General features: G+C 67.6%; 20 protein-coding genes. 5 read left to right on the plus strand and 15 right to left on the minus strand.

Annotation, left to right across the window (positions count from 1 at the left end; genetic code table 11):
- Positions 1-37: 37 nt before the first annotated feature.
- The 8 genes from ACTT2I_RS17545 to ACTT2I_RS17580 all read right to left on the minus strand — a co-directional run bounded on the left by ACTT2I_RS17545 (position 38) and on the right by ACTT2I_RS17580 (position 5828).
- Positions 38-379, minus strand: coding sequence for a lipid-A-disaccharide synthase N-terminal domain-containing protein (locus ACTT2I_RS17545; RefSeq protein ID WP_088432293.1), 342 nt, complete (start codon positions 377-379; stop codon positions 38-40).
- A complete protein-coding gene (locus tag ACTT2I_RS17550; protein WP_421098754.1) occupies positions 379-1101 on the minus strand; it encodes a glycosyltransferase family 2 protein in 723 nt (240 codons plus the stop codon). The genes ACTT2I_RS17545 and ACTT2I_RS17550 overlap by 1 nt, the downstream gene beginning before the upstream one ends.
- Positions 1102-1188: 87 nt before the next feature.
- Positions 1189-2154, minus strand: coding sequence for an SDR family NAD(P)-dependent oxidoreductase (locus tag ACTT2I_RS17555; protein WP_421098753.1), 966 nt, complete (start codon positions 2152-2154; stop codon positions 1189-1191).
- 86 nt (positions 2155-2240) lie between these two features.
- The gene (locus tag ACTT2I_RS17560; protein ID WP_293981302.1) at positions 2241-2549 is read right to left on the minus strand and encodes a helix-hairpin-helix domain-containing protein; all 309 of its coding nucleotides are present in this window, start codon (positions 2547-2549) and stop codon (positions 2241-2243) included.
- A gap of 35 nt (positions 2550-2584) precedes the next feature.
- Positions 2585-3508 carry a ParB/RepB/Spo0J family partition protein gene (locus ACTT2I_RS17565; RefSeq protein WP_293981300.1) on the minus strand — a complete coding sequence of 308 codons (924 nt, stop codon included), beginning with the start codon at positions 3506-3508 and terminating at the stop codon, positions 2585-2587.
- Positions 3508-4305, minus strand: coding sequence for a ParA family protein (locus tag ACTT2I_RS17570; protein WP_019185613.1), 798 nt, complete (start codon positions 4303-4305; stop codon positions 3508-3510). The genes ACTT2I_RS17565 and ACTT2I_RS17570 overlap by 1 nt, the downstream gene beginning before the upstream one ends.
- 200 nt (positions 4306-4505) lie before the next feature.
- A complete protein-coding gene (gene rsmG, locus ACTT2I_RS17575) occupies positions 4506-5144 on the minus strand; it encodes a 16S rRNA (guanine(527)-N(7))-methyltransferase RsmG (protein ID WP_088432297.1) in 639 nt (212 codons plus the stop codon).
- 84 nt (positions 5145-5228) lie between these two features.
- Positions 5229-5828: a 4'-phosphopantetheinyl transferase family protein gene (locus ACTT2I_RS17580; RefSeq protein ID WP_088432298.1), complete on the minus strand. Its 600-nt coding sequence runs from the start codon at positions 5826-5828 to the stop codon at positions 5229-5231.
- Positions 5829-5918: 90 nt separating this feature from the next.
- Here ACTT2I_RS17580 and ACTT2I_RS17585 point away from each other — a divergent pair, with 90 nt between their 5' ends.
- Positions 5919-6170, plus strand: a complete 252-nt coding sequence (locus ACTT2I_RS17585) for a GlsB/YeaQ/YmgE family stress response membrane protein (protein ID WP_070426235.1) — start codon at positions 5919-5921, stop codon at positions 6168-6170.
- 63 nt (positions 6171-6233) lie between these two features.
- Here ACTT2I_RS17585 and xth read toward each other — a convergent pair whose 3' ends face one another.
- The 4 genes from xth to ACTT2I_RS17605 all read right to left on the minus strand — a co-directional run bounded on the left by xth (position 6234) and on the right by ACTT2I_RS17605 (position 11783).
- A complete protein-coding gene (gene xth / locus ACTT2I_RS17590; protein ID WP_293981291.1) occupies positions 6234-7001 on the minus strand; it encodes an exodeoxyribonuclease III in 768 nt (255 codons plus the stop codon).
- 41 nt (positions 7002-7042) lie between these two features.
- Entirely contained in the window at positions 7043-8458 is a 1416-nt protein-coding gene (locus ACTT2I_RS17595) for a coniferyl aldehyde dehydrogenase (RefSeq protein ID WP_293981288.1), read from the minus strand.
- Between the two features lie 175 nt (positions 8459-8633).
- Entirely contained in the window at positions 8634-10289 is a 1656-nt protein-coding gene (locus tag ACTT2I_RS17600) for an MFS transporter (protein WP_088432301.1), read from the minus strand.
- A gap of 66 nt (positions 10290-10355) precedes the next feature.
- Complete coding sequence (locus ACTT2I_RS17605) at positions 10356-11783, minus strand: DcaP family trimeric outer membrane transporter (protein ID WP_088432302.1); 1428 nt, start codon at positions 11781-11783, stop codon at positions 10356-10358.
- A 406-nt stretch (positions 11784-12189) separates the two neighbouring features.
- On the opposite strand from ACTT2I_RS17605, the gene acs reads away from it, so the two are divergent.
- The 3 genes from acs to ACTT2I_RS17620 all read left to right on the plus strand — a co-directional run bounded on the left by acs (position 12190) and on the right by ACTT2I_RS17620 (position 15923).
- Positions 12190-14133 carry an acetate--CoA ligase gene (gene acs / locus ACTT2I_RS17610; protein WP_088432303.1) on the plus strand — a complete coding sequence of 648 codons (1944 nt, stop codon included), beginning with the start codon at positions 12190-12192 and terminating at the stop codon, positions 14131-14133.
- Between the two features lie 180 nt (positions 14134-14313).
- Entirely contained in the window at positions 14314-14979 is a 666-nt protein-coding gene (locus tag ACTT2I_RS17615) for a response regulator transcription factor (RefSeq protein WP_019185603.1), read from the plus strand.
- A gap of 365 nt (positions 14980-15344) precedes the next feature.
- Entirely contained in the window at positions 15345-15923 is a 579-nt protein-coding gene (locus ACTT2I_RS17620; RefSeq protein WP_088432304.1) for a manganese efflux pump MntP, read from the plus strand.
- 30 nt (positions 15924-15953) lie between these two features.
- On the opposite strand, the gene ACTT2I_RS17625 is transcribed toward ACTT2I_RS17620, so the two are convergent.
- Positions 15954-19403 carry a hybrid sensor histidine kinase/response regulator gene (locus ACTT2I_RS17625; protein WP_088432305.1) on the minus strand — a complete coding sequence of 1150 codons (3450 nt, stop codon included), beginning with the start codon at positions 19401-19403 and terminating at the stop codon, positions 15954-15956.
- Positions 19404-19463: 60 nt separating this feature from the next.
- Positions 19464-20819, minus strand: a complete 1356-nt coding sequence (locus ACTT2I_RS17630; RefSeq protein ID WP_172407463.1) for a sensor histidine kinase — start codon at positions 20817-20819, stop codon at positions 19464-19466.
- Positions 20820-20962: 143 nt separating this feature from the next.
- Between ACTT2I_RS17630 and ACTT2I_RS17635 the strand changes: the two genes are divergently transcribed.
- On the plus strand, positions 20963-22897 hold the full coding sequence (locus tag ACTT2I_RS17635; protein WP_421098752.1) for a tetratricopeptide repeat-containing diguanylate cyclase: 1935 nt from the start codon (positions 20963-20965) through the stop codon (positions 22895-22897).
- Positions 22898-22907: 10 nt separating this feature from the next.
- Here the strand turns inward: ACTT2I_RS17635 and ACTT2I_RS17640 are convergent, their stop codons facing one another.
- The gene (locus ACTT2I_RS17640; protein WP_143592024.1) at positions 22908-23918 is read right to left on the minus strand and encodes an OmpA family protein; all 1011 of its coding nucleotides are present in this window, start codon (positions 23916-23918) and stop codon (positions 22908-22910) included.
- Positions 23919-23920 lie beyond the last annotated feature (2 nt).

Consider the following 23920-nt stretch of genomic DNA (forward strand, 5'->3'; position numbering starts at 1 on the left):
CGGGGTAGCCACCGACCGTTGGTCGGTAGGCACGCCCTCAATGCGCCGCCTTGTCCCGCTTCCAGCCGCGGTGCGCGATATCCAGCTTCAGGCTGTACAGCGCGGTGAACGCCGGGAACAGGTTCTGCAGCACGCCCACCGAGTCCTGCTTGGCCGAGAACAGGAAGTAGCTCAGCGTCATCAGGCTGCCGACCACGCTCATGTACCAGAACAGGCGCGGGATCACCGGCTTGCCGGCGCGGCGCGAGGCGACGAACTGGACCAGCCAGCGGCCCCCGAACATCAGCGCGCCGGTGTAGCCGATCAGTTTCCAGCCAGTGACGTGCAGGCCGGTCCAGTACAGCCAGGTCAGCGGCTGGTCGAGCCAGTGCAGTTCCATCAGCGTTCTTCCACGGCGGTGCGCTTGCTGCGCGTGATCAGCCAGGCCACGCCGCGCAGGTCGCGGATGCCGACCAGCGCGCGGCCAAGGTTGTTGTACTTGGACACGCCCGCGGTGCGGTGCCGGTGGTTGACCGGCACGCTGGTGGTTTTCCAGCCGGCGCGCTGCATCAGCGCGGGCAGGTAGCGGTGCATGTGGTCGAAGTACGGCAGTTCCAGGAACGCGGCGCGCTCGAACAGCTTGATGCCGCAGCCGGTATCGGGGGTATCGTCGCGCAGCATGCGCGCACGGATCGCGTTGGCCCACTTGCTGGCCCAGCGCTTGCTGCCCGAATCCTGGCGATTCACACGCCACCCGGCGAACAGCTTGACCTGGGTGGCGGCCGCGGCCCGTGCAGCGAGCAGCTTGGGGATGTCGGCCGGGTCGTTCTGGCCATCACCGTCCAGGGTGGCGATCCACGGCGCGCGGGCGTGCTTGACGCCGTTGCGTACCGCAGTGCTCTGCCCGCTCTGGGTAACGTGGTGCAGCACCCGCAGTTCGGGCGTGATGGCCTTCAGGGCCTGCAGCACCGCCAGGGTATCGTCGCGCGAGTGGTCGTCGATGTAGACGATTTCGAAATCGACCTGCCCGCGCAGCGCGGTGGTGATCTCGTTGATCAGGGGCGTGACGTTGTCGCGTTCATTGAAGACCGGGACGACGACCGACAACTGGGGTTGGCTCATGGTCGGGCTCTGCGAATGGCCAGGATCGAAAAAGAGCGCGCATTTTCCGCACCCGAGGTTATCCGAAGATGAATCGGCGCGTGTGTGTCAGGCGTGATCGCCGAAATACTCGCGGCACCAGGCCACCACCGGCGGCAGACCGCGCTCGATCGGCATGGCCGGCTCATAGCCGAAAGCGTCATGCGCACGCGTGGTGTCGGCCATCGTGCGGACCATGTCGCCGGGCTGCATCGGCTTGTAGACCTTCTGCGCCGGGCGTCCGGCGGCCGCCTCGATGATGCCGATGAAGTGCTCCAGCTCGATCGGGGTGTGGTTGCCGAGGTTGAACACCCGGTGCGGCACCGTGTCGCTGGACGGATGCGCCAGCGCGCCGAGGATGCCATCCACGATGTCGGAGACATGTGTGAAGTCGCGCTGCATTTTTCCGTCGTTGAACACATCGATCGGGCGGCCGGCCAGGACCGCGCGCGCGAACAGCAGCGGTGCCATGTCCGGGCGGCCCCACGGGCCGTACACGGTGAAGAAGCGCAGGCCGGTGGCGTGCAGGCCGTACAGCTGGGCGTAGGTGTAGGCCATCAGCTCGTTGGCGGCCTTGGTCGCCGCGTACAGCGAGCGCGGCTTGTCGATGCGCTGGTCTTCGGAGAACGGCGGGGTGGCCGAATCGCCGTACACCGAGCTGCTGGAGGCATACACCAGATGGGCCACGCCGCGATGGCGGCACAGCTCCAGCATGTTGACGAAGCCGGTCAGGTTGCTGTCGACGTAGGCATGCGGGTTTTCCAGCGAGTAACGCACGCCGGCCTGGGCGGCCAGGTGGATGACCCGGGTCGGCTGGACCTCGTCGAACAGCGCGGCCAGGCCGTCGCGGTCGGTCAGGTCGAGCACGCGGATATCGGCGTCCGGGCACAGCGCGGCCACGCGATCTCGCTTGATCTGCGGAGCGTAGTAGTCGTTGTAGTTGTCCAGGCCGACGACGCGCTCGCCGCGCTCACGCAGGGCCTTGCAGGTATTGGCACCGATGAAACCGGCGGCACCGGTCACGAGAATCGTCATGGGATCTGTCCATCATGCAGCCACGTATCAATGCAGTGCGTTGCCGGGACGCCCGCGTGGCGATCCGCGCGTCCCGGTGGCCGGCCTCACCAGAGGCTGAGCGGCGCTTCCTTGGCCATCGTGGCCTTGCGTTCCTTGCTGAAATCCCACCACGGCCGCGGCGCCTCGCCCTGCATGAAACGCAGCACCGACAGGAATACATCGATCACGCAGGGGTCGTGCATCACCCCGGTGCGCAGGCACAGCTGCGCGTACATGTCATACGCATCGCGACCGCGCAGGTGCGCTGGCACGCGGATGCCGATCAGACGGAGATCTTTCTCACAGGCCGGCCCGACATTCGGCAGGTCGGTCAGACGCAACAGATGGTTGCGGTCGACCTTGGTGGGGTTCATTGGTTGGGGAAGATCCTCTGACGCCTGCGGGGGACTCAGCCCTTCTGTGCGCGAAGTCGGTCGAGCACGCCATCCAGCGTGTCCAGGTCGGTGTAGTGAATGATCAGCTTGCCCTTGCCGCCACGGCCGTGGGCGATCGCCACACGGGCCCCCAGCGACTCGGACAACTCGGTTTCCAGCGAGGCGATATCGGCCTGCGGCGCGGCGGCCGTGGGCTTCTTGCGCAGCGCGCCGGGCACCTTGCCGGCCGCGAACTGCTGCGCACGGTGCTCCACTTCGCGCACCGACCAGCCCTGGTCGGCCGCTTCCTGGGCCAGCTTGCTGGCCAGTTCCGGCGCCAAGGTGAGCAGCGCACGCGCATGGCCCATTTCCAGCCGGCGGGTTTCCAGCAGCAGGCGGATCGCGATCGGCAGCTCGAGCAGGCGCAGCAGGTTGGATACCGCCGCGCGCGAGCGGCCGACAGCCTGGGCGGCCTCGGCATGGGTCAGGGCGAATTCGCTGATCAGCCGCTGCAGGGCTTCGGCTTCTTCAAGCGGGTTGAGGTCTTCGCGCTGGATGTTCTCGATCAGCGCCATCGCGATGACGGTGCGGTCTTCCAGCTCGCGCACCACCACCGGCACTTCGTCCAGGCCGGCCAGCTGCGACGCGCGCCAGCGGCGTTCGCCGGCCACGATCTCGAAGCTGTCCGGACCCAGCTGGCGGACCAGGATCGGCTGGATCACGCCCTGCGCCTTGATCGACTCGGCCAGCTCGGCGAGCTTGGTTTCGTCCATGTCGCGGCGCGGCTGGTACTTGCCCGGCTGCAGATGAGCCACCGGCAGCTTGCGCAGGAGCTCACCCGGCTGCGGTTCGACCACGGCCGCTGCCTGCACCTGTGTCACCGCCCCCTTGGGCCCCAACAGCGCGTCGAGGCCACGGCCGAGGCCGCGTTTCTTGCCGAGGGCAGGCTTGGTGCTCATCAGGCGGTCTCCATGGCCTTGTCGGCCTTCTTGCGTTGGTTGTTGCGACGGATGATCTCGCCGGCCAGGCCGAGATAGGCAACGCCACCGCGCGAGGCACGGTCGTACCCGACGATGCTCTGGCCATGGCTGGGCGCCTCGGCCAGGCGAACGTTGCGCGGCACGATGGTGCGGAACACCTGCTCGCCGAAGTGCTCGGTCAGCTCGGCCGACACGGCATTGGCCAGGTTGTTGCGCACATCGAACATGGTCCGCAGCACACCCTCGATCTCCAGCGCCGGATTGAGGTTGGCGCGCAGCGCTTCAATGGTTTCCACCAGCGCGCTCAGGCCTTCCAGCGCGTAGTACTCGCACTGCATCGGCACGATCACCGAATCGGCGGCGGCCAGCGCGTTGAGCGTCAGCAGCGACAGCGCCGGTGGGCAGTCGATCAGGATGTAGTCGTATTCGTCGCGGATCGGGGCCAGCGCGCGCTTGAGGCGCTGCTCGCGCTCGCTCTGGTCCATCAGCTGGATCTCGGCGGCGGTCAGGTCGATGTTGCCCGGGAGCAGGTCGAAGCCTTCCGGCGTCTTGACCCGGACCTCGGCCGCGGTGCTTTCGCCCAGCAGCAGATCACAGGTGGACGCAGCGACTTCGCGCTTGTCCACACCGCTGCCCATGGTCGCATTGCCTTGGGAATCGAGGTCGACAAGAAGCACGCGCTTGGGTGCAGCAGCCAGGGAGGCGGCCAGATTGACGGCGGTCGTGGTCTTGCCGACGCCACCTTTCTGGTTGGCGATGGCGATGATGCGGGCCATGCGGGTGAGCCTCATCGGCAGGGAGTGGGACTGGTCATTATGCGTATATGGGGCGTGTCATGCACTGTGAGATGCGCGGCAGGCACGCGCCGCAATGCTGCGGTCACGCCCACGGGCACGCCGATGGCGCCGCGTGGGGCCACCGCGGGAAGGGGCAGGACGACCGTGGGGCGGGCGCTGCGGGCAGCGAAGTCACCGGCTCACGGGCCGGTGACCACCACCAGATGGCGTTCGCCGGTCAATCCAGGAACGCTCAAGGGCAGCACCTGCTCCACCGACCAGCCGGCCGGCAGCTGCGCGATCTCGTCGTGCGGGTACACGCCTTTCATCGCCAGCAGGCGGCCGCCCGGGCGCAGCAGGTGTCCACCGACCCGGATGATCCCGGCCAGGGTGTCCATCGCGCGGGCGGTCAGGTGGTCATAGGCGGCCGGTTCGGCCAGTGCCTCGGCACGCGACTCGGCCACGCGGGCATTGCCCAGGCCCAGCTGGCGCACGGCCTCGCGCATGAAGCGCGCTTTCTTGCCATTGCTTTCGACCAGGGTCACCTGCAGCTGCGGGCGTGCGATGGCCAGCGGAATGCCCGGCAGCCCGGGGCCGGTACCCAGGTCGGCCAGGGTGCCGGTCTCCAGGTACGGCTGCATCGCCAGCGAATCGAGCAGATGGCGGGTGACCATCTCCAGCGGGTCGCGGATCGCGGTGAGGTTGTAGGTGCGGTTCCAGCGGTCGAGCAGGGTCAGGTAGGTCAGCAGCGGTGGTGCCAGCGCGGCGTCCAGCTGCATGGCGGCCAGGCCGCGCTCAAGCGCGTCGGCCACGCCAGCGGGGAGGGTGTGTTCTGTCATGGCACCATTATCGCAGGTCGGTAGCGCCGACCGTTGGTCGGCTGCCGCTGCTCGCATACCCAATCGTTGGCCACGCCCTAGATCTCACATCGCATGCCAGGCCAGCGCCGCCCGGAAATCATCGGCGGCCTGCCACTCATGCAGGTGCCAGCGCTCGGCCGGCCCCAGTTCCGGGTCGCACCAGGCCAGGTGCAGGCCGCCATCGGTGCCCGGCGCGAGCTGCAGCCGGTGCAGGCCGAAGGAGATGCCCTGCCCCTGCGCCTTGAGCAGCGCCTCCTTGGCGCACCACACCCGGAAGAACCAGTGGTTGCGGGCGTCTTCGTCCAGTGATTCCAGCCAGGCGATCTCGGCGGGGTGGAAGAAGCGCTGCACGATCTCGAGCATCCGTGGGCGCGGGCGCAGGGGTTCCAGGTCCACGCCCAGCCGCACCCGTTCGCCCATCGCGACCAGCAACAGGCCGTGGCTGTGACTCCAGCCGGTGCCGACATGGGCCAACGGGCCGTGCAGCGCCGGGCGGCCGCGCGGGTCGCGCTGCAGCGGCAGGTCCTGCGGCGTCCCGCCCAGCTGCTCGGCCAGCAGCACCCGGGCCTGGGGCTCGCCCCGGGTGCCCGGCACATGCGGCAGGCGCCAGACCGTGACCGGGCCGAAACGCCAGGGGCCGTCCAGGGTGGCCGGCAGGCTCATACCACGGCCCCGCCATCGCGACTGCACGACGACTTCACGGGGTGTGCCGTCAACTGCACAGGTCGCAACCGCACAGAGGGAGTCAACGCTATGGGCATCATCATCTGGTTGATCGTCGGCGGCATCGTGGGCTGGCTTGCCAGCATCATCATGAAGCGGGACGCGCAGCAAGGCATCATCCTCAACATCGTGGTCGGCATCGTCGGCGCATTGCTGGCCGGTTGGCTGTTCGGCGGTGGCATCAATGAAGCGATCACCATCCGCACGTTCCTGTTCTCGTTGATCGGCGCAGTCATCCTGCTCGCGATCGTGAATCTGTTTACGCGTCGAAGCGTCCGCTAACGCGCGCACGCATCCCGTTTGATCGACAAGGCCCGGCACTGCCGGGCCTTGTTGTTTCCGCGGTCAGCCCAGCTGCACCCAGGCCGGGGCATGGTCGCTGGGGCGCTCCCAGGTGCGCGGCTCGCGATCGATGCCCGAGGCCAGCGCACGCGCCTTGAGCGCATCGGAGACCAGGGTCAGGTCGATGCGCAGGCCCAGGTTGCGGCGGAACCCGGCAGCCCGGTAATCCCACCAGCTGAACACACCTTCTTCCTCGCTGTGCAGGCGGAAAGCATCGTGCAGGCCCAGCTGCAGCAACTTGTTCAGGGCGCCGCGCTCGGCAGTGGAGGTCAGGATGTGGTTCTCGTTCCAGACCAGCGGGTCGTGCACGTCGCGCGCATCGGGGGCGATGTTGAAGTCGCCCATCACCACCAGCTCCGGGTGCCTGGCCAGCTCGGCCTCGACCCAGGCATGCACGGCCTCGAGCCAGCGCAGCTTGTAGGCGTACTTGTCGGTGCCCACGTCCTGGCCGTTGACCACGTACAGGTTGATGATGCGCACGCCGTTGACGGTGCCGGCGATGGCGCGCTTCTGCTCATCCTCAAAGCCGGGAATGCCGATCTGCACGTCTTGCGCCGGCTCGCGCGAGAGCAGCGCGACGCCGTTGTAGGTCTTCTGCCCGGCAAACACGCTGCGGTAGCCCAGCCCGGCCAGCACCGCATCGGGGAACTTGTGGTCCTCCATCTTGGTTTCCTGGATGCCGACCACGTCCGGCGCGAACGCCGTGAGCCATTGTTCCAGGTGCGGCAGGCGCACGTTGAGCGAGTTGACGTTCCAGGAGGCGATTTTCATGCGGTCATTCTACCTGCGGGGCGCGCGTCCGTTGGCAGCCGCTAACGCACCATCGCCTTCAACATTCCGGCGATCTTCGAATACGGCGGTTTGAGCAGATCGCTGGCGGCCCAGCGCGACTGCCACAGGATCGGCAGCTGCTTGCTCATCGCATCGAAGCCGGCGCGCGCGTGATAGGCGCCCATGCCACTCGGGCCGACGCCGCCGAACGGCAGGCCATTGACCGCGAAATGCAGCAGGGTGTCGTTGACGGTGACGCCGCCGGCCACGACCTGCGCCAGCACCTGTTCCACCTGCACACGTTCGTGGCTGAAGACGTACAGCGCCAGTGGCCGGTCGCGTGACTGCACGGCCGCGATGGCGGCATCCAGGTCCGGATAGGCGCAGACCGGCAGGATCGGGCCGAAGATCTCCTCGCGCATCAAGGCCAGATCCGGCGGCGGATCCAGCACGATGGTGGGCACGATCAGCCGCTCGCGCTGGGCACGTTCGGGATCGACCGTGGCCAGTTCGATCACCGGCACGCCCCGCGCGCGGGCTTCCTCGAGATAGCCACGCAGCCGCTGGTACTGGCCGTCGTGGATGATCCGGGTGTAATCGGCGGCGTCGCTGAAATCGCCGTAGCGCGCCTGCACCTGGGTCTGCAGCTGCTGTACCAGCTCGCGCTGGCGATGGCCGTCGATCAGCACGTAGTCCGGGGCGATGCAGGTCTGCCCGGCATTGAAGAATTTGCCGGTGGCCAGGCGCGCGGCGGCCTTCTCCAGCGGGTAATCGCTGCAGACGATGGCCGGGGATTTGCCGCCGAGTTCCAGCGTCAGCGGGGTCAGGTGTTCGGCGGCCGCGGCCATGACCTTGCGGCCGATGGCGGTGGAGCCGGTGAACACCAGGTGGTCCAGCGGCGCGCCGGCCAGGGCGCTGGCCAGGTCCCCATCGCCCTGCACGACGGCCACACGGTCCGGAGGGAACACCTCCGCCAGCAGCGACTGCAGGAAGGCGCTGGTGCGCGGCGTGTGCTCGGACGGCTTGAGGATGACGTGGTTGCCGGCGGCAATCGCGGTCGCCAGTGGAATCAGGGCCAGGTTGACCGGGTAGTTCCAGGGGGAAATCACCCCGACCACGCCCAGGGGAACCGGCCGGGTCTGCGCGCGCGCCGGCCAGAACCGCCAGCCGACGCCGACCCGGCGCGGGCGCATCCAGCCGCGCAGGTGGCTGCACAGGTGATCGATGTCGCCCAGTACGGTCATGCCGTCGGCGATCAGTGATTCGTGGGTGGAGCGGTGGCCGAAATCGGCCGAGATCGCCGCGGCCATCTCCGGCAGGCGGGCCTTGAGGGCCGCGCGCAGGCGCTGCAGGTCGTCACGACGCTGTTGCAGCGTGGGGCGGTTGGCCTGCCACGCGGCGCGCAGGCGCTGCAGGATCGCGGGAAGCGCGGCGGGATCGGTGTGGGCGTCACTCATGGGCCGACTATAGCGGCAGGGAGGGTGAGGACGGGTAGTGCCGGCCGCTGGCTGGCAACCTCGCACGCTTCTCCGTAGGTTCATCGGCAAGCCGGCCAACGGCCGTGTCTACGCCGGACACAAAAGGGGCCGCGATCTGCATCGCGGCCCCTTCGTCCTGCCGTGCGGTTCACCGTTACTTGGTGATGTCCACATCCTTGGTTTCATGCAGGAACAGACCACCGACCACGACCGTCATCAACGCGATGATGATCGGGTACCACAGGCCGTAGTAGAGGTTGCCGGTACCGGCCACCAGCGCGAAGGAGATCGCCGGCAGGAAGCCACCGAACCAGCCGTTGCCGATGTGGTACGGCAGCGACATCGAGGTGTAGCGGATGCGGGTCGGGAACAGCTCGACCAGGTAGGCGGCGATCGGGCCGTAGACCATGGTCACGTACAGCACCAGCAGCCACAGCATGAAGATCGTGCCGGGGATGTTGATGCGTGCGCCGTCTGCCTTGGCCGGGTAGCCGGCGGCGGTCAGTGCGCCCTTCAGCTCGCCACCGAAGGCATCGCCCTTGGTCTTGAGCTCATCCTTGGTCAGGCCGGCGGCCTCGTAGGAGGTCACCGCGGTATTGCCCACGTTGACCGTGGCCAGCGTACCGGCCGGGGCCGGCTTCACGTCATAGGGCACACCGGCCTTGGTCAGGGCCGCGGTGGCCACGTCGCAGGAGCTGGTGAACTTGCGCAGGCCGACCGGATCGAACTGGAACGAGCAGGTGTTCGGGTCGGCATTGACCAGCGCCGGCGAGTTGGTGCGGGCTTCTTCGATGGCCGGGTTGGCGAAGTGGGTCAGGCCCTTGAAGATCGGGATGTAGGTGATGGCGGCCAGCAGACAGCCGGCGAGGATGATCTTCTTGCGGCCGATACGGTCCGACAGCCAGCCGAAGAAGATGAAGAACGGCACGCCCAGCGCCAGTGCCGCGGCGATCAGCAGGTAGGAGGTGGTGGCATCGACCTTGAGCATGCTGCTCAGGAAGAACAGCGCATAGAACTGGCCGCCGTACCACACCACGGCCTGACCGGCTGCGGCACCGAGCAGGACCAGCAGCATCAGCTTGAGGTTGCCGTCCTTGAGGCTGTCACGGAACGGGGTCTTGGAGCCCTTGCCTTCGGCCTTCATCTGCTGGAACAGCGGGGACTCGCTCAGCTGCAGGCGGATCCACACCGAGATGCCCAGCAGCACGATCGAGACCAGGAACGGAATGCGCCAGCCCCAGGCTTCGAAGGCTTCATTGCCCAGGAAGTAGCGGCAGGCCAGGATGATCAGCAGCGACATGAACAGGCCCAGCGTCGCGGTGCACTGGATGAAGCTGGTGTACAGACCACGCTTGTCGGCCGGCGCATGCTCGGCGACGTAGGTCGCGGCACCACCGTACTCGCCACCCATCGCCAGGCCCTGGGCCAGACGCAGGATGATCAGGATCACCGGGGCGGCGAAACCGATCGAGGCGTAGTTGGGCAGCACGCCGACCAGGAAGGTCGAGATGCCCATGATCAGGATCGTGACCAGGAAGGTGTACTTGCGGCCGATGCGGTCGCCGAGGCTGCCGAAGAACGCCGCGCCGAACGGACGCACGAAGAAGCCGGCCGCGAACGCCAGCAGGGCGAAGATCATGCCCGTGGTTTCATTGACGCCGCTGAAGAACTGCTTGGCGATGATCGCGGCGAGCGAACCGTACAGGAAGAAGTCGTACCACTCGAAGACGGTCCCCAGGCTGGACGCGAAGATGACCTTCTTGTGTCCCTGGGTAAGTTGGGCTTTCGCCGGTGCAGGTGTTGTTGACATGGGACGCTTCCCCTCCGAAGCAATCGTGGTGGTGTGCCGGCTGTACGCCGGCACGCGTTTTCTGTTTTAGAAGCTGTATTTCGTCGTGAACTGCAGGCGGCTGATATCGCCCTTGCGGCCATCCTCGATCTCGCGCACGCCGTACATCAGCTCGGCGCCGACATCGACCTTGGGCATCGGGGTGTAGAACACGTTGCCGCGGATGCTCTGCACGCTCTTGGTGACCAGCGGGCCCAGGCTGCCGTCGTTGTCGTAATCACTGCGCGCGTAGATCAGGTTGGTGCGCAGCTTCGGGGTGAAGGCGTGGCGCCAGCCCACATAGCCTGCCAATACGCCGGTCGGGTTGAGTTCGTCACGGGCGATGTCATACGCGGTATCGGCGGTGACGCCCAGGCCGATGTAACGCGCGATGCCTTCACCACCAGTGACCTGGTAATGCAGCGTATCGGTCGGGCCCATCACCCACTTGCCGCCCAGGGTAAGGCCGCCGGCGATCTTGTCCGCATCGGCACCGGTGGTCTGGTTGTCGACCTTCAGCTGGCGCACCACGCCACCCACGCCGAAGGTGCCCCAGTCGCCCTTCCAGCCATAGCGCAGGGTCAGGTCCGGCAGTGCGCCACGGTCGGAATTGCTGGCCACGTTGGTCCACGCGCCGGTGACCGGGTTGCGGGTGCCGGTGAGCAGCGTGGTTTCCGGGTTTTCCAGCGCGACGCTGAAGCCGCCCTGGGTGTAGCGGATCTGGGCCTGGCGCACGAAGATCACGCCATCGGTCGGGCCAACGAAGTCGGCCGCTTCCGGCAGCGAAGCCGCGTCCATGAAGTTCGACCAGGTCTGGCCGGCCATCCAGTTGTTCCAGTACATGTAGGCGTGACGCAGGGTCGCACCGTAGGTATTGGTCGCGGTCTGGTTGCCCAGCGAGTTGCCGAAGAAGTCCATCTCGAAGAACGCACCGGACTTGTTGCCGGCCTCGCTGACATTGTCGATGCCGAGATTGAAGCGCGAGAACTTGGCGTGGGCGTTGTAGTCCACGTCCGAGCGCTTGCCGCTGCCGCCGGCACCGGCCACCGGGGTCTGGCCCGGCAGGTACAGCGCGCGGCCGGTGGCATCGTCGGCCAACTGGCCGTCGCCGGTCTGGGTGGCCAGGAAATCGGCCTTGATGAAGCCGCCGATCTTGACCGTGGTGCCCGGTGCGGCGCCCGGGGTGATGGTGGTGACCTGGATCGGCTGCTTGCCGGCCGGCACCGTGGCTGCCACCGGTTGCTGCGCCTGGACCGTGCGCACGGCGGTGACATCGGTCTGGGCCTGGCTGATCTGGGCCTGCTGTTGCTGCTGGTTGTTCAGCAGCAGCTGGACCTGGCGCTCGAGCTCGACAACGCGGGCTTCCAGCGCTCTTTCTTTTGCGGTTTCAGCGAACGCCATGCCTGGCGCGATCAGTGCGACGAACATGGCGGCGGCCAACGGCCGGCGTGTCGTCCTCAGCAAACGGTGGCTCATGTTGCCCTCTCTCCCGGGTGGCAAGGTGATGCCGCGCATGGGGCACGGTCGAGCCGAGGGTGCGGCGCGTTGACGCACCGAAGCTATTGGCCATTAGTCGTACTCGCCCCTGCGGGTGAGTACGACCCGGGCGCCGGCAGGCGACCGGCAGGTGCCGCAGGCACCGTGTAGGTACCGACCGTTGGTTGGTACGCAGTGCCTCACGACCAACGGTCGCGCGCTACCGCGGCGAACGGTCGTGAGCTACCGGGGTTGGCTGCCATGTCATATCGGGGTGGACAGCGTTCGACCATGGTCTAACCACCCCGATACCGCGCAGACGGGTGGATGCGGCAAACTGAGGGGGAGAGGTCGTCACTTATGTTGCGACCGCACAACCCCAAGTCAACGTGCAAGTGAGGGTGCCATGGCTGATCTTTACCCCGTCGATGCTGCGTTCGCCGCGGCCTCGCGGATCGACAAGAACACGTACCAGCGGCTCTACCGCGAATCGGTGGAGCACCCGGATGCCTTCTGGGGCAAGGCCGCCGAGCGCCTGGACTGGTTCAAGAAACCGACCCGCATCAAGAATGTCAGCTACCAGCTCGACGACTTCCGCATCAAGTGGTTCGAAGACGGCGAGCTCAATGCCAGCGTCAACTGCCTGGACCGCCAGCTCGACAAACGCGGCGACAAGATCGCCCTGCTGTTCGAACCGGACAGCCCCGATGCGCCGGCCCAGGGCGTCACCTACCGCGAGCTGTATGAACGCACCTGCCGCCTCGGCAATGCGCTGCGCAACCTCGGCGTCAAGAAGGGCGACCGGGTCACCATCTACCTGCCGATGATCGTCGACGCCGCCGTGGCCATGCTGGCCTGCGCGCGTATCGGTGCGATCCACTCGGTGGTGTTCGGCGGTTTCGCCCCGAACTCGATCGCCGACCGCGTCATCGACTGCGGCAGCAAGCTGATCATCACCGCCGATGAAGGGCTGCGCGGTGGCAAGAAGATTCCGCTCAAGGCCAACGTCGATGCGGCGCTGAAGCTGCCGGGCACCACCACCGTGGAAACGGTGCTGGTGGTCCGCCACACCGGCGGCGCGGTGGACATGCAGGCCCCGCGCGACCGCTGGTTCCACGATGTGGTGGACCCGCAGCCGACGCAGTGCGAGCCCGAGCGCATGAACGCCGAGGATCCGCTGTTCATCCTGTATACCTCCGGTTCCACCGGCAAGCCCAAGGGCGTGCTGCACACCACCGGCGGTTACCTGCTGTATGCGGCCTATACCCACGAAGCGGTGTTCGACCTGCGCGAGGACGACATCTACTGGTGCACCGCCGATGTCGGCTGGGTCACCGGCCACAGCTACATCGTGTACGGGCCGCTGGCCAATGGCGCGACCTCGGTGATGTTCGAAGGCGTGCCGAACTTCCCGAACACCTCGCGCTTCTGGGAAGTGATCGACAAGCACCAGGTCACCATCTTCTACACCGCCCCCACCGCCATCCGCGCGTTGATGCGCGAAGGCGATGCACCGGTCAAGCGCACCTCGCGCAGTTCGCTGCGCCTGCTTGGCAGCGTCGGTGAGCCGATCAATCCGGAAGCGTGGCGCTGGTACTACGAAGTGGTCGGCGACAGCCGCTGCCCGATCGTGGATACCTGGTGGCAGACCGAGACCGGCGGCATCCTGATCTCGCCGCTGGCCGGCGCGGTCGATCTCAAGCCGGGCTCGGCCACCCTGCCCTTCTTCGGCGTGCAGCCGGCGCTGGTCAATGCCGATGGCGAGATCCAGGAAGGCGCGACCGAAGGCAACCTGATCATCCGCGATTCGTGGCCGGGCCAGATGCGCACCGTGTACGGCGACCATCAGCGTTTCATCGACACCTACTTCCGCACCTACCCGGGCAGCTACTTCACCGGCGACGGCTGCCGTCGTGACGAAGATGGCTACTACTGGATCACCGGCCGCGTCGACGATGTGATCAACGTTTCCGGCCACCGCATCGGCACCGCCGAAGTGGAAAGCGCGCTGGTCTCGCACCCGAAGGTAGCCGAGGCGGCCGTGGTCGGCTTCCCGCACGACATCAAGGGCCAGGGCATCTACGCCTACGTGACCCTGATCGCCGACGAGACGCCGAGCGATGAACTGCACAAGGAGCTGGTGGCATGGGTGCGCAAGGAGATCGGTCCGATCGCCGCGCCCGATCATCTGCAGTGGGCCCCGGGCCTGCCGAAGACGCGCTCGGGCAAGATCATGCGCCGCATCCTGCGCAAGATCGCCGAGAACGCCCCGGATCAGCTTGGCGATACCTCGACCTTGGCCGATCCGTCGGTCGTGGCCTCGCTGGTGGAAGAACGCAAGGTGAAGTGAAGGGTCGCCCCATCGCATTCGCGCTGTCGCTCCCACGGTCCGCAAGCGGACCGTGGGCCCCTTTCTCACCATCACCCACACCCCCGCCGCTGCGCGGCCGCCCCCTGACTCAGGGGGCTGTCGTCTCGATACACTCGTTCCGTTTCAGCGTGTTACCCCTTTCGCAACATGGCCCCCACCATGCCTACCCTCCTGATTGCCGATGACCACCCGCTGTTCCGCGAAGCCCTTCGCGGCGCCGTGAGCCGCGTCATCCCCGGCGTGCAGCTGTACGAAGCGGACAGCGTGGAAGCGCTGTACCAGCTGGCCGACCAGCACACCGACGCCGACCTGGTCCTGATGGACCTCAACATGCCCGGTGCGCAGGGCTTCAACGCGCTGGTCCATATGCGCGCCCTGCACCCGCAGCTGCCGGTGGTGGTGGTGTCCGCGCGCGAGGAGCCGACCGTGATGCGCCGCGCGCTCGACCACGGTGCGTTCGGCTTCATCCCCAAATCCGCCGATTCGGACACGATCGGCCACGCCTTGGGCACCATCCTCGATGGCGAGACCTGGGCCCCACCGGAGGCGCACAACGTGCCGCCGACCGGCCGCGAAGAGCGCGAAATCGGCCAGCGCCTGCGCGAGCTGACCCCGCAGCAGTTCCGGGTGCTGCAGATGCTCGGCGCCGGCCGCCTCAACAAGCAGATCGCCTACGACCTCAACGTCTCCGAAGCGACGATCAAGGCCCATGTCACCGCGATCCTGCGCAAGCTGGGCGTCACCAACCGCACCCAGGCGGTGCTGATGGCCGGCAAGCTGGCCATCGATGACGAGCAGATCGTGTTGCCGCCGGAGGAGGAGTGAGGGCACCGCGCGGATCGGTGGCGTAGAGCCGACCGTTGGTCGGCTGCAGAGCCCGATCACGCCGTGCAGCCGACCAACGGTCGGCTCTACCCGCCCCGGCTTATAGCCAGGGCTATGAAATCCAGCGTTACCTGCGCAATTCGCGGCAAACGCTCCACGCCGCAGGCCCGGTGCTAAGCTTCGCGTCCCCTTGGGGAGTAGCCGGATTCCTGCTGCAGGAATCGCCCGTATCAACATACTCGGCCAGTGCGCCGTGGTGCGGGCAACCATCGTGGTTGGCGAGACCAGCGGTCCGCGTGCGCAACGACAGGTTGGGCGCGTTCGCGGTCCGTTGCTCGATATCGCCCGACCTGCTGCGTACCCCAATGTCACCTGTTTCGATCCTGCTGATCGGCTTTGCCATGTCCACCGATGCCTTCGCTGCGGCGATCGGCAAAGGCGCGGCGATGCGCAAGCCACGTTTCTCCGATGCGCTGCGCGCCGGCCTCATTTTCGGCGTCATCGAAGGCATCACGCCGGTGATCGGCTGGCTGCTCGGCCGCGCCGCGCTGCAGTATGTTGAGGCCTTCGATCACTGGATCGCGTTCGGCTTGCTCGGTGCGCTGGGCGTGCACATGATCATCAACGGCCTGCGGCCGGACGACGGTGCGGAAGACGAGGACACCAGCAAGCACCATGGCTTCTGGCGTCTGGCGGTGACCGGTTTTGCCACCAGCATCGACGCGATGGCGGTGGGCATCGGCCTGGCCTTCCTGGACGTGCATATCGGCGTCATGGCGCTGATCATCGGCCTGTGCACGCTGACCATGGTGACCGCCGGCATCATGCTCGGCCGCGTGCTGGGCGGCATGGTCGGCAAGCGTGCGGAGATCATCGGCGGCCTGATCCTGATCATCATCGGCTCGACCATCCTGTACGAACACCTCAGCGGCGCCATGGCCTGATTGCCTGCCCCCCACACACGACGCCCGCGGCTAGAGGTCGCCGCGGGTATCGTGGAAGGCTGCCAGGAAGGCGCGCAGCGAGGCCGGCTTGATCGGCTTGGTCAACAACCGGTAGCCACGGTCGCGCGCCATCCGCTTGAGTTCATCGCGGCCATCGGCGGTAAGCAGCGCACCCGGAATCGCACGGCCCGCCTTCTGGCCCAGCGCCACCAGCGTGTCCAGCCCATCCAGGCGGTCATGCAGGTGGTAGTCCACCAGCATCACGTCCGGCCGCTCGACGACTTTCTCCAGGGCCTGGTCGACGGTACTGGCGGTGATCACCTGCACCTGCCAGCGCCCCAGCAATGCGCGCATGCCATCCAGTATTTCCTGGTCGTTGTCCACGCACAGCACGCGCATCCCGGCCAGTGAATCGGCGCGGGTCACCGGGCTCGGTGCCGGCGACGACGCCGCGGCCGGCAGCTGCGGCGCGGCCACCAATGGCAGCAGGATCGAGAACATGCTGCCGCTGCCCACCCGGCTGCGGGCGTTGAGGCGGTGATCGAGCAGGCGCGAGATCCGCTGGCAGATCGACAGGCCCAGCCCCAGCCCCTGCTCGCCCCAGTCGAACGGCTGCTGGTAACGGTGGAATTCGTCGAAGATCTGCTGCATGTGGTGCTCGGGAATGCCCGGGCCGGTATCCCAGACCTGCAGCTCCACTTCCGGCCCGCGGTGACGGACGGCGAGCACGATGCGGCCCTGGCGGGTGTACCGCAGGGCGTTGGCCAGGAAGTTCTGCAGCACGCGGCGCAGCAGGCGGCGGTCGCTGCGCACCCAGGCCGGGCGCGCGAACAGATCCATGCGCAGGCCGCGCCCTGCGGCGACGGGCGAGTACTGCGCCGCCAGCTCGCGCATCAGCAGGCTGACATCGAAATCGCCGATCACCGGGTGCAGGCCGCCCGCGTCCAGGCGGGAGACATCCAGCAGGCCATCCAGCAGCTCCTCGGCGGCGCGCAGCGAGGCATCCACGCGCTCGGCCAGGTGCCGCTGTTCTTCGTTGTTGTGGTGGCTCTCACGCAGCGCCGAGGCGAACAGGCGCGCGGCGTTGAGCGGTTGCAGCACGTCGTGGCTGATCGCGGCCAGGAAGCGTGTCTTGGACTGCTGGGCCATCTCGGCCTCGTGCGAGCGCTCGGCCACGCGCTGCTCCAGCGTTTCGTTGGCTTCCAGCAGCGCGCGCTCGGCGTGCTTGTAGTCGGTGATGTCGTTGTAGCTGGTGACGTAGCCGCCGCCGGGCAGTGCCTGCCCGCGCATTTCGATGACCTTGCCGTCGCTGCGGGTGCGCTCGAAGATGTGCGGCGAGCCGGCGCGCATGTAGCCGATGCGGCGGTTGATCTGCAGCTCGATGTCGCCCTCACCCAGCTCGCCGCGCTCGGCGTTGTAGCGGATCAGGTCGGCCACCGGGCGGCCGACATACAGCATCCCGTCGGGATAGCCGAACATCTGCTGGTAGCGGCGGTTCCACGCGGTCAGGCGCATGTCCGGGTCGACCACGCTGACCCCCGCACTGATGTTCTCCAGGGTGGTGGAAAGAATCTCGCGGTTGAAGCGCAGCTCCTGCCCGGCTTCATCGAGCACCGCCACCACTTCCCCCAGGTCCATGCCCGAGCCACGCAGCAGGCTGGTCAGCAGCAGCCGCGCGGAGGCGGCGCCGATCGAGGCGGCCAGCAGGCGCTCGGTGAACTGCACCCAGGCCCGGTCTGCCGGCGCGGAGGCCTGCAGCTCGCGGTCCATCGATTGCGCCTGCTCGAAGAAGGAGCGCCGGGCGTGGCGGTCACCGACCACCCGCGAGGCCAGCGCCAGCAGGTCGCCCACATGCACGTTGCCGGGCCACACACCGGCCACCGACGGCCGCTGCGCATACGGGTCCAGGAACGGCGCGGCGCGCAGGCGCTCGTCCACCCCCGGGCGCCAGCGCACCGAGACCAGCACCATCGCCGCGACGTTGACCAGCAGCGACCAGAACGTGCCGTGCGTCAGCGGGTCCCAGCCGCTCATGCCGAACAGATGCTGCGGCTGCAGCCAGCCGATCCCGAACGGCCCCTGCACCAGCCAGGCCTCGTCCATCCACCCGGCGTGGGTCAGTGCCGGCAGCAACAGGGTGTACACCCATGTGCCGAAGCCGAGCAGCATGCCGACCTCCACGCCCCGGCGGCTGGCCCCCCGCCAGTACAGGCCGCCGATCAATCCCGGCGCGAACTGCGCCACGGCGGCGAAGGCCATCAGCCCGTACGAGGCCAGGGTGCTGTCGTTGCTGCTGCCGCGGTAGTAGCTGTAGGCGACCAGCGCCAGCAGCAGGATCGCCGTGCGCCGGATCCACAGCACCCGCGAGGCGACATCGGCCGCCTCCTGATGGTCGCCACTGCGGCGCAGCAGCACCGGCATCACCAGGTCGTTGCTGACCATGGTGGCCAGCGCGATCGAGGCCACGATGACCATGCCGGTCGCCGCCGAGAAGCCGCCGACGTAGGCGACCAGTGCCAGGAATTTGCGCCCCTCGGCCAGCGGCAACGCCAGCACCATGCTGTCATCGGCAACGCTGCCACCGGTGCCGAACAGGGTCACGCCGGCCGTGGCGATCGGGATCACCATCGCCGAAATGATCACCAGGTAGGCACCGAACATCCAGCGCGCGCGGCGGATGTCGCGCACATCGCCACACTCGACCACCGCCACATGGAACTGCCGTGGCAGGCAGATGATCGCCAGGAAGCTGAGCAGCGTCTGCGAGATGAAGCCGACCGGCGGCAGGCCGGTGAACAGCGTATGCGCCGACTCGATCACCGCATCGGTGCGGTCGTTGAGCCACAGGTAGGCGAACAGCCCCAGCGCGACCATCGCGATCAGCTTGATCATCGATTCCAGCGCGATCGCCAGCATCATGCCGTGGTGGTGCTCGGTGGCATCCACCTGGCGGGTGCCGAACAGCGTGGCGAACAGGGCCATCAGCAGCGCCACGTACAGCGCCGGATCAGTGAAGAAACCGGTCGGGCCGACGTTGCCGGTCAGCACCTGCAGGCTCATCGCCACGGCTTTGTACTGCAATGCCAGGTAGGGGACGATGCCGATCAGTGCGATCACGGCCACCAGCGCGGCCAGCCGCCGCGAGCGGCCGAACCGCGAGGAGATGAAATCGGCGATGGAGACCACGTTCTGGCTGCGTGCGATCAGCGCCAGGCGCTCGATGATGCGCCAGCCGAACACCCACAGCAGCAGCGGCCCCAGGTAGATCGGCAGATAGCCGATGCCGTTGCGCACCGCTGTGCCGACCGCGCCGTAGAACGTCCACGACGAGCAGTACACCGCCAGTGCCAGGCTGTAGACCACCGGGCGCAGCCACGGCCGGTCCGGATACATCGGGCGACGATCGCCCCACCACGCCACGGCGAACAGCAGCGCGGCGTAGACCACCGAAACCAGCAGCAGGATCCAGCTAGAAACCACAGGGTTGTTTCCGCGAGAGCAGCCGGCAGTGTAGCGGCTGAATCACGTCCACCGGGGTGCTCATGCCGTGGCGCGCTGACGCGCCGGGAGCCGGAGCTCGATCCGGGTACCGGCACCGGGCTGGCTCTCCACGGTGACCTCGCCGCCGGCCGCGCGGACCAGACTGGCGGTCATCGCCAGGCCCAGCCCGGTGCCCTCGCCCATCGGCTTGGTGGTGAAAAACGGCTCCAGGCAGTGGGCGCGGACGTCCGCGCTCATGCCATGGCCGGTATCGCCGACCCGGATCAGCAGTTCACCGCTGCCCGGCAGGTCGAGCAGGGTCAGATCGAACCGGCCACCTTCGGGCATGGCCTGCTGCGCATTCACCGCCAGGCTGAGCAGGATGGACTCCAGCTGTGCGGGATCGAAGTGGATCTGGCTGCGGGCGCCGTCGGTGGCGACGCGGCACTGCACGCTGTCGTCGAACACCTGCTGGAGCATCGGCGCCATCGCCGCGACCGTGCTGGCCGCATCCAGCAGCTGCGGCCGGCCCGGATCGAGCCGGCTGAAATCCAGCAACCGCCGGCTCACCGTTGCTGCGCGGCGGGTTGCCGACTGCACGCCCTGCAGCGCGTCCTGCAGCGCGTCTGGATCATCGCTGCGGCGGGCCTTGGCCGCGTAGCCCTGGATCAGCGCCAGGGCATGGTTGAAGTCATGCGCGATGCCACTGGCCAGGCGTCCGACGTTCTCCATCTTCATCGCGTGCACCAACTGCTCGCGCGAGCGTTCCTTTTCCTGGATCTCCAGCTGCAGTTCGTCGCGCTTGCGGGCCAGTTCGGCACTGTGCTGGCGCGCCACCTGCAGGCTCTCGCGCAGGCCGGTGACGCTGTGGTGCAGCAGCCACGCCCCCATCAGCGTACCGAACACGGCGATCACCAGGTCATTCACCGCCAGCAGGACACGGTCCGGACGGAACATCAGGCTGGAGGCATCCACCCATGCGCCCGCCACCATCAACCCGCACAGCCAGGCGGTGGCCCACCCCAGCGGTCGCCGCCCCAGTACGGCGGACATCAGCAGGACCGGCAACACCACCACCAGCTGCAAGCGCGACTGTGCCGCCAGCCCCCAGTAGGTGTAGGCCAAGGTCGATAGCAGCAGTTCGCCGATCACGAACACCGTGGCCGCCCGCAACGCGCGGCCCGCGTGGTGCTGCAGCAGGCAGACCAGGCAGAGCAACGCGTGAAGGCCAGCGGTCAGCGGCACCATGACATCCAGGCCGATGCCCATCCGCAGCGCTATCCAGACGGCCATGGACAGATGAAACAGGCCAACCATGTGCAGCAGCCCGCGGAGCATGGCATCGGTGCGGCGCCCCAGCGAGGGCGGCACGCCCGCAACGGGCGCGTCGCGGAGGGAGGGAGGCGGAATGGGCATGTGTGGCAGAATACAGGCCGAAAGCGACAGCAGCCGGCCGAAGGCGGTCATCAGCCGTACGTGGACCGGCGATGCTCTCGCTGCGCTTGTGCCGCAGACGGTTTGCGTTGCCGCCTGCACTCGACCGGGAAGTCGTTGCTCCTATGCGTACGTCGTCGCTTGTCCGTCGCGGGTTCTCCGCGCTTGTCTGCCTGTTCGCACTGGCCCCGCCTGCAGCGATGGCGCAGCGTTCGGCCGACAGCCCGCCACTGAGTGCGCAGGTCGAACAGTGCCATGCCTTGTTGACCAGTGAGCCACGCCTGTCGCTGAGCATGGCGCGCAGCCTGCTGGCCACCCCCTCACTGCCCACCTCGATCGAGATCGGCGCGTTGGGCTGCCTGGGCATCGCACTGCGCTCGCAAGGCCAGCTCGACCAGACCGTCGATCTGCCGGACAGGCTGCAGGCCGCCGCCGCGCGTTCCGACGCGAGCAAGGAGGACAGACTGCGCGCTCACTCCCTGGCCGCACACCTGCTGCTCTGGCGGGGCGAACACAGCCAGGCCCTGACGCTGACCAATGCCTTCCTTGAAGAAGCGGTGCGCGAGCGCGACGTGCAGGGACAGATCGCCGCACTGATGCAGATCGCCATGATCCGCGGCGATGCGCTGGGCGACGCGCAGGGCGCACTGACGTATCTGCAGAAAGCCACGCTGCTCAGTCAGCACATGCGCCGGCCGCCCAACCCGGGCGATCTCATCCTGTATTACAACTATGGCTTCGCGCTGCTGCGGATGCAGCGGCATGAGGAGGCCAATACAGCCTTCAGCCGGGCCGAGGCGATCGGCACGCGACTGGGCGGGCAGGAGCTGTTCCTGTACCGCATCGCCAGCCATCGGGCTGAAATCCTGCGCCTGCGCGGCCAGCTGGCTGACGCGCAGACCCGGTTCCGCAACGTGCTCGGCTGGCAGGCGCAGCACGATCCGCAGGGCCATATCGTGACCCTGCAGCGGCTTGCCCGGGTGACCATCGACCAGCACGGCGCCGAAGCGGCCCGTCCCGTGGCCGAGCTGGCCCAGATGCAGGCCGAACGCGGGCAGTTCAGCGATGAGATCCGCGAAGGCCTGGACCTGCTTGCCGATATCCACACCCTGCTGGGCCACCGCGAGCAGGCCCTGGCCTATGCGCGGCAGGGGCGGGAGATCGACAGCGCGCGCAGCAAGGGCGACATTCTCAACCAGCTGGCCAAGCTGCAGGCGACCGCCGAACGCAGCATCGATCCAGCCGAGGTCAATGCCGTGCAGGACCTGGGTCGCGTGCGTGTACTGCGGAACAGCGCGCTGATCGCCCTGCTGCTGGTGGTAGGGGTCGCGACGACCCTGCTCCTGCGGATGCGGCGCCAGCGACACCGGCTTGCCCTGCTGAGCAGCACGGACTGGGTGACCGGTACCGTCAACCGCCGTGAAGCCGAGCGGTTGCTCAGCACGGAGCTGGTCAAGGCCAGGCGCGGGCAGCGCAGCCTCGTGATGCTGGTGGAACTGGATGCATTCAAGGCGCTGAACGACCACTACGGCCAGGCCGCAGGTGATGCGGTCCTGCGTGCGGTGACCCGCTGCCTGCGCCAGCACAGCGACCGCCATGATCGGATCGCCCGCTGGGCGGGCGGCACCTTCCTGGTGGTGCGTCACGATACCGCCGCGCCCGCTGCCCAGGCGCTGGCCAATCATCTGCGCGCAGCGATCGGACGACTGGTGGTGGACATCGGCCCGGGCCAGCACCTGACCCTGACCGCCAGCATCGGGATGGCTCCCCTGCCGCTGTTCCCCGAAGCACCAGCGGTGCTGGAGGACAGCCTGCGCGCTGCCGACCGGGCGCTGCAGAGTGCCCGCCGCAGCGGTCACGACGCGTGGGCCATGCTTTGGGGCGAAGCGGCTGGGCGCGATGTCGATCTGTACAGCCTGCTGCACGACCCGGCCCGGGCGATGGCCTGCGGCTGGGTGTCATTGGCCGGCAGCCGGCCGATGGCCTGGCTTCCGCCACGGCAGGCGTCTGCACGTCCCACCGTGGATCAGGACGTGCAGACCGGTTGCGGACAGCGCTGACCGCGCCGGATCAGCGCGACACCTCGAAGCGCACCTCGACCCGCCGGTTCGGCAGCAGGCATTCCAGCAGCGCGGCACGCGGGCGCACGCCTTCGCACTGCTGCACCTGCTGGGTATCGCCCTTGTACTCATAGCGGATGCGGGCCGGATCGATACCCCGGCCGATCAACAGCTCGCGCACGGTGCGCGCGCGCCGCTCGGACAACGCCTGGTTCGCATCGAAGCCGCGCCCCTGCATGCGATCGGCATGGCCCACCAGGGTCACCCCCTGCAGCTGCAGCGATTCTCCGCCGATGCTGGCCAACGCACGGTCCACACTTTCCAGTGAGTAGGTGCGGATGTCGCGGTACGCATCGCGATCGAACTCGAACAGCACATTGGCGACCAGCGGCCCCGGTGCGGCGGCAATGGCCGGGCCGACGTCGCACTGGCGGGCCAGCGCTTCGCCTTCATTGACCAGTTCCTCGGCGATCTGGATGTAGGGCTTGGAGTGACGCCACTGCTGCTGGTTGAACTCGTTGCCGGCATGCACCAGTTCCACTTCGCCACAGGCGACCTGCTGCTGTGCGCAGACGAAGCCCGGTGCACCGTGCAGCACCCGCAGGCGCTGCCACAGGTCGTCGCGCAGGTACTTTGCGTTGTTCACCAGCGGGGTGTCGGTAGGCAGCGGGGAGACGCCCTGCTCCATGCCGACGATCAGCTTTTCCGATTCGGTGAGCGCCTGCTGCGGAAATGCACTGCGATCGTTACGGCTGTACTCGTGGAAGGACACGTCCAGCCAGCACTGCGCCTTGGACAGGTGGTAATCGCGGATCGGGCGCCCGCCATCATTGAGCGCCTGGATGCGGCCCTGGGTCGCCTCGTAGGCGCCGTGGTCCGCGTGGATCGCCTCGTCGGTGATGCGTTGGTGCTGCGGCAGCAGCTGCGTCTGCTGCGCCCCGGCAGGGCCGGCCACGGCGGCCAGAAGGGCGGCGGCGAGCAGCGAGGGGGCAACGTGGTTCATCGGGAACAGTGTGGTCATCA

It is taken from the genome of Stenotrophomonas sp. PUT21 (assembly GCF_052232875.1).
Classification (GTDB): Bacteria; Pseudomonadota; Gammaproteobacteria; order Xanthomonadales; family Xanthomonadaceae; genus Stenotrophomonas; species Stenotrophomonas maltophilia_N.

What these genes read in the sequence shown, in the direction of transcription:
- ACTT2I_RS17555 (WP_421098753.1), bottom strand. Translation starts at nt 2,154, where the DNA reads ATGACGATTCTCGTGACCGGTGCCGCCGGTTTCATCGGTGCCAATACC.
- ACTT2I_RS17545 (WP_088432293.1), bottom strand. Translation starts at nt 379, where the DNA reads ATGGAACTGCACTGGCTCGACCAGCCGCTGACCTGGCTGTACTGGACC.
- ACTT2I_RS17640 (WP_143592024.1), bottom strand. Translation starts at nt 23,918, where the DNA reads ATGACCACACTGTTCCCGATGAACCACGTTGCCCCCTCGCTGCTCGCC.
- ACTT2I_RS17620 (WP_088432304.1), top strand. Translation starts at nt 15,345, where the DNA reads ATGTCACCTGTTTCGATCCTGCTGATCGGCTTTGCCATGTCCACCGAT.
- ACTT2I_RS17585 (WP_070426235.1), top strand. Translation starts at nt 5,919, where the DNA reads ATGGGCATCATCATCTGGTTGATCGTCGGCGGCATCGTGGGCTGGCTT.
- ACTT2I_RS17630 (WP_172407463.1), bottom strand. Translation starts at nt 20,819, where the DNA reads ATGCCCATTCCGCCTCCCTCCCTCCGCGACGCGCCCGTTGCGGGCGTG.
- ACTT2I_RS17560 (WP_293981302.1), bottom strand. Translation starts at nt 2,549, where the DNA reads ATGAACCCCACCAAGGTCGACCGCAACCATCTGTTGCGTCTGACCGAC.
- ACTT2I_RS17595 (WP_293981288.1), bottom strand. Translation starts at nt 8,458, where the DNA reads ATGAGTGACGCCCACACCGATCCCGCCGCGCTTCCCGCGATCCTGCAG.
- ACTT2I_RS17580 (WP_088432298.1), bottom strand. Translation starts at nt 5,828, where the DNA reads ATGAGCCTGCCGGCCACCCTGGACGGCCCCTGGCGTTTCGGCCCGGTC.
- acs (WP_088432303.1), top strand. Translation starts at nt 12,190, where the DNA reads ATGGCTGATCTTTACCCCGTCGATGCTGCGTTCGCCGCGGCCTCGCGG.
- ACTT2I_RS17615 (WP_019185603.1), top strand. Translation starts at nt 14,314, where the DNA reads ATGCCTACCCTCCTGATTGCCGATGACCACCCGCTGTTCCGCGAAGCC.
- xth (WP_293981291.1), bottom strand. Translation starts at nt 7,001, where the DNA reads ATGAAAATCGCCTCCTGGAACGTCAACTCGCTCAACGTGCGCCTGCCG.
- ACTT2I_RS17570 (WP_019185613.1), bottom strand. Translation starts at nt 4,305, where the DNA reads ATGGCCCGCATCATCGCCATCGCCAACCAGAAAGGTGGCGTCGGCAAG.
- ACTT2I_RS17600 (WP_088432301.1), bottom strand. Translation starts at nt 10,289, where the DNA reads ATGTCAACAACACCTGCACCGGCGAAAGCCCAACTTACCCAGGGACAC.
- ACTT2I_RS17565 (WP_293981300.1), bottom strand. Translation starts at nt 3,508, where the DNA reads ATGAGCACCAAGCCTGCCCTCGGCAAGAAACGCGGCCTCGGCCGTGGC.
- rsmG (WP_088432297.1), bottom strand. Translation starts at nt 5,144, where the DNA reads ATGACAGAACACACCCTCCCCGCTGGCGTGGCCGACGCGCTTGAGCGC.
- ACTT2I_RS17605 (WP_088432302.1), bottom strand. Translation starts at nt 11,783, where the DNA reads ATGAGCCACCGTTTGCTGAGGACGACACGCCGGCCGTTGGCCGCCGCC.
- ACTT2I_RS17550 (WP_421098754.1), bottom strand. Translation starts at nt 1,101, where the DNA reads ATGAGCCAACCCCAGTTGTCGGTCGTCGTCCCGGTCTTCAATGAACGC.
- ACTT2I_RS17635 (WP_421098752.1), top strand. Translation starts at nt 20,963, where the DNA reads ATGCGTACGTCGTCGCTTGTCCGTCGCGGGTTCTCCGCGCTTGTCTGC.